Origin of the sequence: Polyangium sorediatum, assembly GCF_029946465.1 — a bacterium.
Classification (GTDB): Bacteria; Myxococcota_A; Polyangia; order Polyangiales; family Polyangiaceae; genus Polyangium; species Polyangium fumosum.
This window is the reverse complement of record NZ_JARZHI010000073.1, coordinates 14,660-28,448: the sequence shown is the minus strand read 5'-3', so window position 1 is coordinate 28,448 and position 13,789 is coordinate 14,660. Positions and strand designations below refer to the sequence as shown.

The window sequence follows — 13,789 nt, the reverse complement described above, 5'->3', positions numbered from 1 at the left end:
TCCGGGCTCCTGCTTTTGATGGACGACGACGCACACGACGCCTGCATGAGACGCCCCTTCCCGACAAACGCAGGCATCCGCAGGCCCCGCGGGTTGGGGCGACAGGCAGACGCTCGGCGTGACTAGGGCGCTCGTACAGGGTTCGTGGGAGGTCGGCCAAGTTTTGCGCCGGGCTCCCGAGCGAACCTTTCCATCCTCATGCGGGGCGGGTACACGGTGAGGGTGACCACGAAGCACGTGGGACGGGGCCCGGGGGGCCGAACCGCGCACCCGAACGAACGCCGCGGGGCCTTTGCAGCAGAACGTTTCCCACGCTGCCGGTGTCAGACCGGAATACCCGTTTTGACCTCTACCTGGTTCGCGATAGGCTCATAGATATCTACGGTTTGCGCGCGGGTGCGAATACTCACCACGAGTGCATACCGTGCTGCCTGCGACCAGCGCTCCAGATGAGGGCGTTCTCGCCACCATCCGGTGACCGGATACACCGCCAGAATGTCGCGACGTGCAAGATCTGCGGCCGTACCGAGCCAGTAATCTTGGTGAAGCGACCCTTTGTTACGCAAGTCCGTCCCAAGAAACCAGCCGCGATCACTCGTGCTGATCTTCCCGTCCTCTTCTGCGCGTGCCGCTTTGTTCACACGCTTGCGGAATTCATCCTTGGATTCGGTCGGTTTGCTGACAGCGAAGCGGAGCCCGTGCGAAGCATATCGATGGCGACGCACCCAACCACGGCGCGCTGGGTTCGGTTCAATGAAATAGGATAGGGTTATACAGAGCTGGATTCTTTCTTCGCCAAGGTCTGCGAGGGCCTCCTTTGGCCAGGGGAGCGTGTGGAGGTGCATCTCCTTGGTTGAATCGCGCTCAAACGGCTGGAGCTGATCCTGAATCACAAGCGTGGCCGCGTTCTTCGCGCTCCAGAGCGCACGCTCACGATTGGGAACTCCGAAGCCATAACATCGAAGAAGGTGCTCGAACTCATGGCCCTTTTTCTTCTTGGCTTCGCGCAGCTCCTTCTTCATCGCTTCTGTCCACTGCGCCGAGTGGACAAGCAGCGCCCGGATCGTCTCAGGCCAGAACGACGGATACTCCGCCCAGATTGCTGCCGCGAGGCGTGCAGCACCGGCGGTGGCGGCGCTCGTGCCATCCGTGGTGGCGAGTAGCTTCTCCTGTGGCCTGGAGTGCGTTGTAAGTAACGCGAGCGAATCGACCTGATAAGCCTCTTTCCGATTGGGGCTCAACGCCATGTTGCCCCCTTCCATCACGATGTCCGGCTTTCGTGGCCACTGTCCTTTCCAGATGCACGAGGTCGTGCTGCTCGGGGATAAATCCCCGGGAGCAGCAACGGGTGTCCATCCCGCGAGCGAAGGGTCATCGATCTGAAAGCGCTCGGTGTACGCACCCACGGTGATGGCATTCCACGATTGTCCGGGGTCGTGGATCCCTTCGGTCTCGTTGCCACTGCGGAACGAAAGACCGATGTTGTTCCCTGTCCGGTTGCCGGCACAGATCAGAAAAAGCCGACGCGGTTCGTCGTCGGCTCCTGAGCTGAGTTTATCAATCTCCGCCGACCAAGACGATGGCTGCCCGCGATCACGGAACTCGGTCGTCGCAACCGCCATCGAGAACGCCCGGTTCCGGGTGGGAGCAGCGACCTCCACGCGGGCGACGCTCTCAGCCGTAACGACCCCATAGAGATCCGGATCGTTTCGCCCTAGGGGCGGAAGGATTTTCACGGACTCGAGCTGATGCGTCAGGCGGACTGGAGTGGACGATGGCAGGATCTGGGCGAGATCGCCATAGAGTGCGATTCCAGCCATCTCCGTGCCGTGTCCGTGATGATCTGAAAGCCCCCACTCACGGTTGTACGCATGAAGGTTCCCTTCTGCCAGCGCGAGGGCGAGAAGGGGGTGCCCACGATTGACGCCCGTATCCAAGATGCAGACAGCAGGGCCATCCGGCGGGGGAGGCGTGATTCGGCGCGAGAGATCTTTCACCCAGGCTGCCTGCTCGGGTGCAGGCATTTCAGCGAATGATGCAGGGACCTCTTTGGCGAGCCTCAGTTCAGCAATGACGTCGAGGATCTCGACCGAACCTGCCATCTGTTCCCGGGTTCCCCACGCGAGCACGACGATCCGTTCTGGAAAACGCAGGTGTCGCTCTCCGACTCGAATGTTCGACATGCCGGCGAACCCATTGAATCGCTCCAGGGTGGTGCCGCTGCGATCATCACGGAGCCAGACTTCCCACCAGATCGCCGTCTTTGTCGGTGGAAAAAGCGCGGGGTCGTCGGTCCAGAAGCCCTCGAGTACGGCGAGTCGGATCTCGTGGATACTCTCGACCAAGGGCTGATGTTTGGGCTTTCCGCTTTTGCTATCCTCGGACGTGTATTCCTCGACCCTCTTCGTAAACTGCGCAAATTGGCCTTCCGGCACATAGACTGCCGCATAGGTGACGGGACCGACGTCGCGTTTTGCTACCAGCTCGATGCCGGCGCTCGGGAGGTCGAGCCGATCGAGGGCGAGTTCAAACCCAGGGGCACTGGCAAACTCGAGATAGAGACCCCGGCGCGCCTCGAACGCGAGGACATCACGATCGGCGTCGCGTGACTGAAGCTCCTGACGTGCGCGCTCGAGTTGCTCGAGCAACTGCTCACCGTGTCGCGCTCGTTCAACAGGCGGGAGACGTGGTTTGCCTCCGCCCATCACGGGCGAGGCATAGGGCTCAGCCACAGATGTGTTCGGCACGAGCAGATGTCGCAGCTTCTTTCGCGGCTGGGCCATCCTCCTCGATCCCCCCTTCGCTTCACCGCCGACTCGCGTGCCGCGCTGCAAGAGCGTCCAACACAGCTTGCGTCGTGACCTCAGAGCGATCGCAAAGGACCGCATCCTTGGCCGCATCCTCGCACGTCCTGACGATCTCCGCGTAGCTCGAGCCGCGCGCGGCGTTCACCACCTGCCTCCAGTCCACGAGGTTGGTATCAAACAGCGCGAGCCGCGAGCGAAGCATCCGCTCTGCAAGGGCATCGTCCGGGAGGCTGTACTCGAGCACATCGTCGAAGCGTCGAAAGAGCGCCCGATCGAGGAGCTCGGGGTGGTTCGTCGCGGCGATGATGAGGCTCTCGGACTCGTCTTGCTCGAGGAACTGGAGGAACGAGTTGAGCACACGACGTATCTCGCCGACGTCGTTCGGCGAGGTCCGATGGCTCCCGAGCGCGTCGAACTCATCGAAGAGGTAAACGCCGCGCGTGCGCTGGAGAGCGTCGAAGACGAGGCGCAGCTTCGCCGCTGTCTCGCCCATGTACTTCGTGATGACACCGTCGAGCAGGATGGCGAAAAGCGGCTGCGAAAGCTCCCCCGCGAGCGCGCGGGCCGTGAGGGTTTTCCCTGTTCCAGGCGGCCCGACGAGGAGGATCTTTCGCCGCGGCGAGAGCCCGTGCGCGAGCAGCTTCTCGCATTGTCGCTGCTCGAGAAGGATGCGGTCGAGCCGCGTGCGGAGACTCGGCTCGAGCACCATGTCCGACAAACGCGTCTTCGGGTAGCTGACTCCAAGCAGCCCGGCGAGCTCGCCGCGTGGCTGCACGACCGGTACGGGCGCCCGCGCGCCTCGTGAGGACGGACCTTTCGCCTTCGCGGCGTCGATCAGCTCGCGCAGTTCCTGAGCGAGTTTGCCATGTCCCTGCCGAGCAGCGTGCGCAGCGACCTGCATCGCCACCGCATAGAAGCGATCTTCGTCGCCCTCGCTGTAGCTCTTCAGCAGGGCCTTGAGCTGCTCCGCGGTCGCCATGGTTCCTGTTCGCCTTCTTTAGTCTACACGGATGAGCATGGGGCAAGACAGCCGAACAGGAACCACCGGTCTTCCGCGGTGTACTGCCTCTCCCGAAACAAGTCCGCGTTTGTGCGTCGCGTAATGCTCGCCCTTACTGCGAGCGCCGCCCCGCCCCGCGCCTCTTCCTTTGCCTACCAACGATTCAGCCGCGCGCGACGTGTGTACAACCCGTCGCGCGCCGCGCCTCCTCGAACGAGCTCGATGCTCAGACCCCCTTGATGACCTCGCACCCCATGAACGGCCGCAGCACCTCGGGCACGACCACGCTGCCGTCGGCCTGCTGGTACTGCTCCAGGATCGCGATCACCGTCCGACCGACCGCGAGCGCAGAGCCGTTCTGCGTGTGCAGGAGCCGCGGCTTCGCCTTGGGCTCGGGCCGGTAGCGGATCGCCGCGCGCCGCGCCTGGTAGTCGCCGAAGTTCGAGCAGCTCGAAATCTCGCGATAGAGGCCCTGCCCGGGAAGCCACACTTCGAGGTCGTACGTCTTCTGCGAAGAGCCGCCCATGTCGCCCGCGCAGAGCAGCGACACGCGGTAATGGAGCTTCAGCCGCTTGAGGACCTCCTCCGCGTGCCGCGTGAGCGTCTCGTGGTTCTCGGGCGAGGTCTCGGGCGTCGAGAAACGAACGAGCTCGACCTTGTCGAACTGGTGCTGCCGGATGAGCCCACGCACGTCCTTGCCGTGGCTGCCCGCCTCGGCGCGGAAGCAGGGCGTGTACGCGGTGTAGGCGAGCGGCAGCTTGTCCGCTTCGAGGATCTCGTCGGCGTGGAGGTTCGTGACGGGCACCTCCGCCGTCGGGATCAGATACAGGTCGTACGCGCGCTCGGGGTCGCTCTTGTGCGTCTTGAAGAGGTCGTCGGCGAACTTGGGGAGCTGCCCCGTGCCGAAGAGCGCCGAGTCCTTCACCAGAAAGGGCGGGAGAACCTCGGTATACCCCTGCTCGCGCGTGTGCAGGTCGAGCATGAAGTTGATGAGCGCGCGTTCGAGCCGCGCCGCCGCGCCCCAGAGCACGGTGAAACGCGAGCCCGAGAGCTTGGCGCCGCGCGCGAAGTCGAGGACGCCGAGGCCCTCGCCGATGTCCCAGTGCGACTTGGGCGTGAACGTGTACGACGGCTTGTCGCCCCAGGTCCGGACGACGACGTTGTCGTTCTCGTCCTTGCCGTCGGGGACCGACGCGTCGGGCAGGTTCGGGACGAGGGCGAGCTGCTCCTGGATCTTCGCCTCGACGTCCTTCAGCGCCTGCTCCGCGTCCTTGATCTCCGTGGACAGGCGCTTCAGGGCCTCGCGTTGCTCGGCGAACTCGGCGGACTTCTTGTCCGCCTTGGCCATCTGCTCGTTGGCCTGGTTGCGCGCGGCAGCCTTGGACTCGGAGAGCGCGATGAGCTCGCGCCGCTTCTGGCCGAGCTCGGCGATGGGGGCGAGGGCGGCCGCAGCCGCGGGCGAGCGCCGCGCCAAGGCGGCGCGGACGTCGTCCATGTGATCGACGACGTGGCGGAGGTCCAGCATGGGGCCGGGTTTAGCCGAGACCTCCGCCGCTGTCAGCTACTCGCTCGCTAGTTGTACGTCACTTTCGAGAAGGTCAGGCCTTCGCCCGACCGTCCAATCGCGATGGTATCGCCCGGCTTGAACTCGCCGCCGAGCAGCCGCTTGGCCAGCTCGTCCTCGATGTAGCGCTGGATGGCCCGCTTCAGCGGCCGCGCGCCGTACTGCGGATCCCAGCCGTGCTCGATGAGGAAGGCCTTCGCCGCGGGCGCCACCGTCATCGTGATCCCGCGCCGCGCGAGGCGCTTCTCGAACTGCGCGAGCTGGATGTCGACGATCTTCTCCATCTCCCCGTGCTCGAGCCTCCGGAACACGATGATGTCGTCGAGCCGGTTCAAGAACTCCGGCCGGAAGTGCTTGCGCACCTCTTCGAGCACCACGCGCCGCACGAGCTCGGCCTTGTCCCGCGGGTCGAGCCCCTCGCGCTCCTCGATGGCCATCGCCGCGGGCGTGCCGATGTTCGAGGTCAGGATGAGGATCGTGTTCTTGAAGTCGACCGTATGCCCCTGACCGTCGGTCAATCGGCCGTCGTCGAGCACCTGCAAGAGCACGTTCCACACGTCCGGGTGCGCCTTCTCGATCTCGTCGAAGAGCACCACCGTGTACGGCCTGCGCCGCACGGGCTCCGTGAGCTGACCGCCCTCCTCGTAACCGACGTATCCGGGCGGCGCGCCGATGAGCCGCGCGACCGTGTGCCGCTCGCCGTACTCGCTCATGTCGATGCGCACCATCGCCTTCTCGTCGTCGAAGAGGAACTCGGCGAGCGCACGCGCGAGCTCCGTTTTGCCGACGCCCGTCGGCCCGAGGAACATGAACGAGCCGATGGGCCGCTTCTCCTCGCCGAGCCCCGCGCGCGAGCGGCGGATGGCGTTCGCCACCGACACGAGCGCGTGGTCCTGCCCGACGACGCGCCTGCGCAGCTCGTCTTCGAGGCGGAGGAGCTTCTGCATCTCGCTCTCGAGCATCTTCGAGACCGGAATGCCGGTCCATTTCGACACGATGGCCGCGATGTCCTCGTCGGTGACCTCCTCCTTGAGGTAACTGCCCTTCTCCTGGAGCTTGGAGAGCGATTCGCGCAGCCCTTCGAGCTTCTTCTCGACCTCGGGGATCTTGCCGTAATGGATCTCGGCCGCCTTGCCGAGGTCGCCGCGGCGCTTCTCGCGCTCCTCGTCGAGGCGGAGCTGCTCGATCGTCTCCTTCGTCTTCTTGATGTCGGTGAGCAGCTCCTTCTCGCGCATCCATTGCGCCCGCATCGCGTCGCGTTTGGACTGAAGCTCGGCGATCTCGCGCTTGAGGTCCTCGAGCCGCGCCTTGCTCGCCTTGTCCGGCTCGCGCTGCAGCGCTTGCTCCTCCATGCCGAGCTTGACGAGCTGCCGCTCGACGTTGTCGATGGGCGTCGGCAGGCTCTCGATTTCCATGCGGATGCGGCTCGCGGCCTCGTCGACGAGGTCGATCGCCTTGTCCGGCAGGAATCGCTCGGTGATGTAGCGGTTCGAGAGCATGGCCGCGGCCACGAGCGCCGCGTCCTGGATGCGGATGCCGTGGTGAATCTCGTACCGCTCCTTGAGCCCGCGCAGGATCGCGATCGTATCCTCGACGCTCGGCTCACCCACGAGGACGGGCTGGAACCTGCGCTCGAGCGCCGCGTCCTTCTCGATTCGCTTTCGATACTCGTCGAGCGTGGTCGCGCCGATGCAGCGCAGCTCCCCGCGCGCGAGCGCGGGCTTCAGCATGTTCGCCGCATCCATCGCGCCCTCGGCCGCGCCGGCGCCGACGAGCGTGTGCAGCTCGTCGATGAACAGGATGATTCCCCCCTGCGCGCCCTCGATCTCCTTCAAGACGGCCTTGAGCCGGTCCTCGAACTCGCCGCGGAACTTCGAGCCCGCGACCATCGCCGCGAGGTCGAGCGCCGCGAGCCGCTTGTCTTTCAGCGACTCGGGCACGTCGCCGGCCACGATGCGCTGCGCGATGCCCTCGACGATCGCCGTCTTGCCGACGCCCGGCTCGCCGATGAGCACGGGGTTGTTCTTCGACCGGCGCGAGAGCACCTGGATGGTGCGACGAATCTCCTCGTCGCGGCCGATGACCGGGTCCATCTTCCCGCGCCGCGCGAGGTCCGTGAGGTCCCGCGTGTACTTGTCGAGCGCCTGGAACTTGCCCTCCGGGTCGCGATCGGTGACGCGCTGATTGCCGCGCACCTGCGTGAGGGCCGCGAGCAGTTTGTCGTGGTTCAGCCCCGCGCGCTCGAGGAGCTGCGACGTGTCCTTGTCGCCCTTCAGCGCGGCGAGCAGGAGGTGCTCGGTGGAGATGAAGTCGTCCTTGAGGCCCTTCATCTCGTCTTCGGCCCGCTGGAGCAGGCCGAGCGCGCGCCGCGACAAGCTCGGCTCGGCGCCGCCGCTGACGCGGGGGTAGCTATCGATCTTGGCGTCGAGGGCCTGCAAAACGCGCCCCGTGTCGACGCCGGCCTTTTCCAGGAGCGGCGCCCCGATCCCATCCTCCTGAGCGAGGATCGCTCGCAAAAGGTGCTCCGGATAGAGCTCCGGGTTCCCGCGACGGCTCGCGAGGTCGACGGCGGTGCGAACCGCTTCCTGGGCCTTGGTCGTCATTCTATCGATCCGCATGGCACGACCGAAACTAAGGCCGGATCCCAGGTAAGCAAGGCCCTTGCCAAGTCGACGAAGCGACCACACGCTCGGGGGTCCTTTTCGGGTTCTTCGCGATCGACATGGACGGGCGCCCTCGGCGAAGATGCGCCCTTATGCGAAAACATCGGCTCTCTTTCCTCGCTTTCACGGCACTCGCCGTCCCATCCCTCGCGGTCGCCCTCGCCTCGTGCAGCGGTGGTGACGGAACCACGGGCAGCGGCGCGTCGGCAGGCGCGTCCTCGACCGGCAGCGGCGGCCAGGGCGGCCAGGCCGGCGGCGCCACGGGTGGCGGCGGCGAGGGCGGCGACCTCTTCGGCGACAGCGGCACGAACGGATGCACGCCGGGCGAGGCCTGCGGCGACGGCGGCGTCTGTACGGTCGGCGACGTGTGCTGCACGCAGGACAAGGCCTGCGGGACGGCGTGTTGCGGCGGCGCGGAGGTGTGCTCGTTCCAGCAATGCGTGACGCCGGGCGCGACGTGCATCGACGCCACCGAATGCCCGCAGAACTCCTACTGCGAATATGCGCTCGGCGAGCCGGGCATGCCCGGCGGCGGCGGGGGCGGCTCGTGCCAGGGCGGCGTGACGCCGGCCACGGGCAAATGCTTGCCGCAGCCTCCGGAGTGCGCGCCCGGCATGGAGCCCGGCCCGAACGACCCGATCACGTGCCTCGCGAAATGCGAGTACAAGCCGCCCGTCGGCCAGTTCGAGCCCGTGCTCAAGTATACCTGGGGAAACCCGGCCGCGCCAAACACGCAGGACAGCGTGATGATGGCGCCCGTGGTGATCCAGCTCGACGATGACACGTGCGACGGCGTCGTCGACGAGCGCGACATCCCGGAGATCGTCTTCTCCACGTTCCAGACGAACAAGTACAACGAAAATGGCACGCTCCACGCCATTTCGATCGTCGATGGCCAGGTCGTCGAGAAGTGGACCGCGAACGCGGGCGCGACGAGCCCGAACCACCCGGGCCGCTCGATCGCCGCGGGCAACATCGACGGCGTGCCGGGCAACGAGATCGTGATCTGCACGATCGACGGCCGCGCGCGCGCCTATTCGGCGACCGGCACCGAGCTGTGGCTCAGCGCGGCCGGGACGTGCACCATGCCCTCGCTCGCGGACCTCGATCAGGACGGCGACGTCGAGGTCGTCGTGGACTCGCAGATCCTCGACGGGAAGACCGGCGCCACGGTCGCCACGTTCAACCCGGCGAATACCTCGAACGTCGTGGTCTCCGACATGGACGCCGACGGCAAGCTCGACATCGTCGGCGCGAGGCGCATTTACAAGAGCGACGGCACGCTGCTCGTCGATACCGGCCTCGTCGCGAGCTTCCCCGCCGTCGGCGACCTCGACAAGGACGGCATTCCCGAGGTCATCGCCATCTACAATAGCAGCCACGAGCTGCGGATCTGGCGCGTCGACCCGAACGAGCCCGGCGGCTTCAAGATCGTGCGCACGGGCGTCGACATCAACGGCACGCTGAACCCCGCGCTCTGCCCCGCGAACAGCACGGGCTTCACGCAAGGCGGCGGCCCGCCCACGGTGGCGGACTTCAATGGCGACGGCGTGCCCGACGTGGCCATGGCCGGCGGCGTCGGATATGCGGTCTTCGACGGCAAGAAGCTCATGGACCCGGCCGTGCCGAACGCCGAGACGCTGCTCTGGATCCGACAAACGCAGGATTGCTCGTCCGCGTCGACGGGCAGCTCGGTCTTCGATTTCCAGGGCGACGGCAAGGCCGAGGTCGTCTACGCCGACGAGAAGATGATCCACGTCTATTCGGGGACCGACGGGGCGGTGCTCTACGAGACGTGCAACACGAACGGGACGCTCTACGAGTATCCGCTGGTCGCGGACGTCGACAGCGACGGGCAGGCCGACATCGTGGTCGTGTCGAACTCGTATTCGAGCTTCACCTGCGCGGACGGCACGAAGACGGCGGGCGTGCGGATCTTCGGCGATAAGAATGGCAACTGGGTGCGCACGCGACGGGTGTGGAACCAGCACGGCTATCACGTGACGAACGTGGAGGAGGACGGGACGATCCCCCAGGTGGAGCTGCCGAACTACAAGCAACCGAAGCTCAACAACTTCCGGCAAAACGTGCAGCCCTCGGGCGAGTTCTCCGCGCCGGACCTCGTTGCCACGGTGTTCCCGGTCTGCGGCGCACCGGAGTACGGGCTCATCGCGCGCGTGCGCAACATCGGCGAGGCGAGCGTGCCGGCGGGCGTGAACATCGGGTTTTACCTGGACGACCCGGCGAACGGCGGCGTGGCGCTACCGGGCAGCCCCGTCATGACCACAAAGGTGCTGTACCCGGCCGAAGCCGAGGACGTGAGCCTGCCGCTGCCCACGCCGCCGCCCGGCGTGCTCGACGGGTCGAAGAAGATCTTCGTGATCGTCGACGATCAATCGCCGCCGCACGCATGGCACGAATGCCGGACCGACAACAACGTCGCGCAAGGCAGCGGCGTTTGTGAGGGCGGACCGAACTGACAGGTTAGCCGGTTTTCACGACGACGCGACGCCCGAGGCGATCGGACAAACTGGACAAGCGGGCGGATGCCGGCCTACAGTCCCGCGCAATGAAGACGAACCATCTCGTTGTTCCGGTTGTCCTCGGTGCGTTGCTGCTCGCCGGCTGCGGGCAGTCCAAGACCGAAACCAATCAAGACAAACCCGCCGCCGAGGCGAGCGCCAAGGGCGCCGACGCCACCGCCGCGCCCAAGAAAGAGGCGGAGCCGGCCAAGGCCGAGCCGAAGAAGCTCGACAAGGAGGCGCTCGAGGGCATCGCTGATGCGGTGAAGTTCGAGCAGGGCGCCGTCGCCGACAAGGGCTTCAGCGGCAAGCTGAAGAACACGAGCGAGCAAGGCATCAAGATGCTCGAGTACGACGCGTTCGCGTACGGCAAGGACGATAAGCTCGTCGAGAGGATCAGCGGCAAGTTCCCGAAAGGGCTCGAGGCCGGGAAGGACGCCGAGATCACGGTCGGTCCCTTCGACAAGGCCGCCGGGAAGGCCGATGTCACCATCGAGGTGGTCGTCTCGTGGATGAACGTCGACGGCACGTCGTGGCAGAGGCCCGTGCCCAAGGACCGGGCCAAGGGCGGCCCGAACAACATGCTGAAGAAGTAAAACCCCTCGAAAAACGAAGCCCCCCTCGAACAACGCCGAGGGGGGCTTTGTGCTCGGGGGGTTTGCCCCCGTCAGATGTCGAGGTTCTTCACGTTCAGCGCATTCACCTCGATGAAGCGCCGGCGCTCGTCGACCTGCTCTCCCATCAGAATCGCGAAGAGCCGCGCGGCCTCGGTCTCGTCGTCGATCTTCACCTGGCGCAACGTGCGGACGTCCGGGTTCATCGTCGTCTCCCAGAGCTCTTCCGCGTTCATCTCGCCGAGGCCCTTGTAGCGGCCGAGCGTGATGCCCTTCTTGCCGCGCTCTTCGAGGTATTCGATGAGCGCCTCGCTCGTCTCGAGCTTGGTCTCGGCGCCGCCCTTCGACACGGCGGTCCAGGGCGCCGGGCCCGCGGTCTCCACGAGCATGCGCTCGACGTCGAGCGCGTCCTTGTACTCGGGCAGGCCGAGGAGCTGCCAATCGATCACGGCCACGCGGCTCGCCGTGCCCGGCCGCGGCGTCACCGTGATGCGGTACGCGCCGTGCTCCGTGTCGAACGTCGAGACGACCTTGAACGGCATCATGTCGGGATAACGCCGCTCCAGGTACGCCTGGAGCTTCTCCCGCGCCGACGCGACCTTCGCCTCGTCGCGCAGGTCCTCCTGCGCGAGGCCCGTCGCGCGGATGAGCGAGGCCACGATGCGCGCGTCGCACCGTTTGTCGAGGTTGCCGAGGACAATCTTGAATTGCTTGAGCCGCTTCGCGAGGCTCGGCAGCACCGCGGGCGGCACCGGCGCGCGGCCCTCCGACGACAGGGCGAGTTCCTCGACCGCATTGCTGCCGAGGTACTCGTCGAGCGCCGCCTGATCCTTGAGGTAGACGTCCTTCTTGCCCTTGCGCGCGCGGTAGAGCGGCGGCTGCGCAATGTAGAGGTGGCCTTGCTCGATGACCTCGCGCATCTGCCGGAAGAAGAACGTGAGCAGCAGCGTGCGAATGTGCGACCCGTCCACATCGGCGTCGGTCATCAGGATGATCTTGTGGTACTTGAGCTTGGTCAGCTCGATCCCGTCTTCATCCTTGTCCTCACCCTCGCCGCGCGCCATCCGCACGCCGCTGATGCCGCAGCCGAGCGCCGTGATGATCGTGCCAATCTCGGCCGAGCTCAACATGCGGTCGAGCCGCGCGCGCTCGACGTTCAGGATCTTGCCACGGAGCGGCAGGATCGCCTGGAAATGGCGGTCGCGCCCCATCTTGGCGCTGCCGCCGGCGCTGTCGCCCTCGACGATGTAAACCTCGCTCTTCTCGGGATCCTTCGACTGGCAATCGGCGAGCTTGCCCGAGAGCGAGGTGATGTCGAGCGAGCCCTTGCGGATGACCTCACGCGCCTTGCGCGCAGCTTCCCGCGCGCGCGCCGCGAGCACGGCTTTTTCGATGATCTTCCTCGCGCCCTGCGGGTGCTCCTCGAAATACTGGCCGAGCTTGTCGGTGACGGCGCGCTCGACGATGCCCTTCACCTCGCTCGACACGAGCTTCGACTTCGTCTGCGAGTCGAACGAAGGGTCCGGGTGCTTCACGCTGAGCACGCAAGTGAGGCCCTCGCGGATGTCCTCGCCCGCGAGCTCCTGCTTGAGCTCCTTGAACAGGTTTTGCGCCTTGCCGTACTGATTGATCGTCTTCGTCAGCGCCGAGCGCATGCCGGCGAGGTGCGTGCCGCCGTCCTTGTTGTGGACGTTGTTGGTGTAGCAATAGATCTGCTCGGTATACGAGCCGCTCCACTGCATCGCGACCTCGACCGTGATGGGCGGCACGGGCTTCGAGCCGCCGTTGCCCGCCGCCTCCGCCTGCCCCTCGACGACGAACGCGATGACATCGTCGTGAATCGCCTCCTGCGCCTGGTTCAGGAGCGCGACGAACTCGGCGATGCCGCCCTTGTAGTGGAATACCTCGCTGCGGCCGTTCGGGCGCTGGTCTTCGAGGTTGATGATCAGGCCGGCGTTCAAGAACGCGAGCTCGCGCAGGCGATTGGCGAGGATGTTGTAATTGAACTCCGTCACCGAAAAGATCTGCACGTCCGGTTTGAACGACACCTTCGTGCCCATCCGGTCCGTCTCGCCGAGGGCCTTCAGGGGCTTGCGCGGAACGCCGCGCTCGTACTCCTGGTACCAGACCTTGCCCTCGCGCTTGATCTCGAGCTTCAGCCACTCGGAGACGGCGTTCACCGCGGAGACGCCCACGCCGTGCAGGCCCGCGCTGACCTTGTAACTCGCGTTGTCGAACTTGCCGCCCGCGTGGAGCACGGTCATCACGACCTCGGCCGCGGAGACGCCCCTCGCGTGCATGCCGACCGGAATGCCGCGGCCGTTGTCCTCCACGGATATCGAGCCGTCGAAGTGCACCGTGACGCGAATCTCGGTGCAGTGCCCCGCGAGGTGCTCGTCGACCGCGTTGTCCACGGCCTCCCAGACGAGGTGGTGCAGCCCCGAGCCGTCGTGCACGTCACCGATGTACATTCCCGGGCGCTTGCGGACAGCTTCGAGGCCTTCGAGCGCCGTGATGCTGTTCGCGTCGTAAGCCTGGCCCGCGGTCGTCTTGGATTCGGTTTGCTGGATGCTCGTCGGTTCGGTCGTCATCGGTCTCGTGCTTTCGGCTCCCGAGCGT

Annotated in this window: 7 protein-coding genes; 2 read left to right on the top strand and 5 right to left on the bottom strand. The window is 65.9% G+C overall.

The genetic code is table 11. From position 1 onward, the window contains the following. Nucleotides 1-323 precede the first annotated feature (323 nt). The 4 genes from QHF89_RS41795 to clpB all read right to left on the bottom strand — a co-directional run bounded on the left by QHF89_RS41795 (nucleotide 324) and on the right by clpB (nucleotide 7,989). Complete coding sequence (locus tag QHF89_RS41795) at nucleotides 324-2,783, bottom strand: S8 family peptidase (RefSeq protein WP_284721629.1); 2,460 nt, start codon at nucleotides 2,781-2,783, stop codon at nucleotides 324-326. Nucleotides 2,784-2,805: 22 nt separating this feature from the next. Next, nucleotides 2,806-3,786 (bottom strand): AAA family ATPase, encoded by a 981-nt coding sequence (locus QHF89_RS41790; RefSeq protein ID WP_136965049.1) that lies wholly within the window; start codon nucleotides 3,784-3,786, stop codon nucleotides 2,806-2,808. 247 nt (nucleotides 3,787-4,033) lie between these two features. Continuing rightward, on the bottom strand, nucleotides 4,034-5,332 hold the full coding sequence (gene serS / locus QHF89_RS41785) for a serine--tRNA ligase (protein WP_136965048.1): 1,299 nt from the start codon (nucleotides 5,330-5,332) through the stop codon (nucleotides 4,034-4,036). 47 nt (nucleotides 5,333-5,379) lie between these two features. Then, nucleotides 5,380-7,989 (bottom strand): ATP-dependent chaperone ClpB, encoded by a 2,610-nt coding sequence (clpB, locus tag QHF89_RS41780; protein WP_136965047.1) that lies wholly within the window; start codon nucleotides 7,987-7,989, stop codon nucleotides 5,380-5,382. A gap of 137 nt (nucleotides 7,990-8,126) precedes the next feature. Between clpB and QHF89_RS41775 the strand changes: the two genes are divergently transcribed. Further along, the gene (locus QHF89_RS41775) at nucleotides 8,127-10,514 is read left to right on the top strand and encodes an FG-GAP repeat domain-containing protein (RefSeq protein ID WP_136965046.1); all 2,388 of its coding nucleotides are present in this window, start codon (nucleotides 8,127-8,129) and stop codon (nucleotides 10,512-10,514) included. An 89-nt stretch (nucleotides 10,515-10,603) separates the two neighbouring features. Further along, entirely contained in the window at nucleotides 10,604-11,152 is a 549-nt protein-coding gene (locus tag QHF89_RS41770) for a hypothetical protein (protein ID WP_136965045.1), read from the top strand. A gap of 71 nt (nucleotides 11,153-11,223) precedes the next feature. Here the strand turns inward: QHF89_RS41770 and gyrB are convergent, their stop codons facing one another. Continuing rightward, nucleotides 11,224-13,761: a DNA topoisomerase (ATP-hydrolyzing) subunit B gene (gyrB, locus tag QHF89_RS41765; RefSeq protein WP_136965044.1), complete on the bottom strand. Its 2,538-nt coding sequence runs from the start codon at nucleotides 13,759-13,761 to the stop codon at nucleotides 11,224-11,226. Nucleotides 13,762-13,789 lie beyond the last annotated feature (28 nt).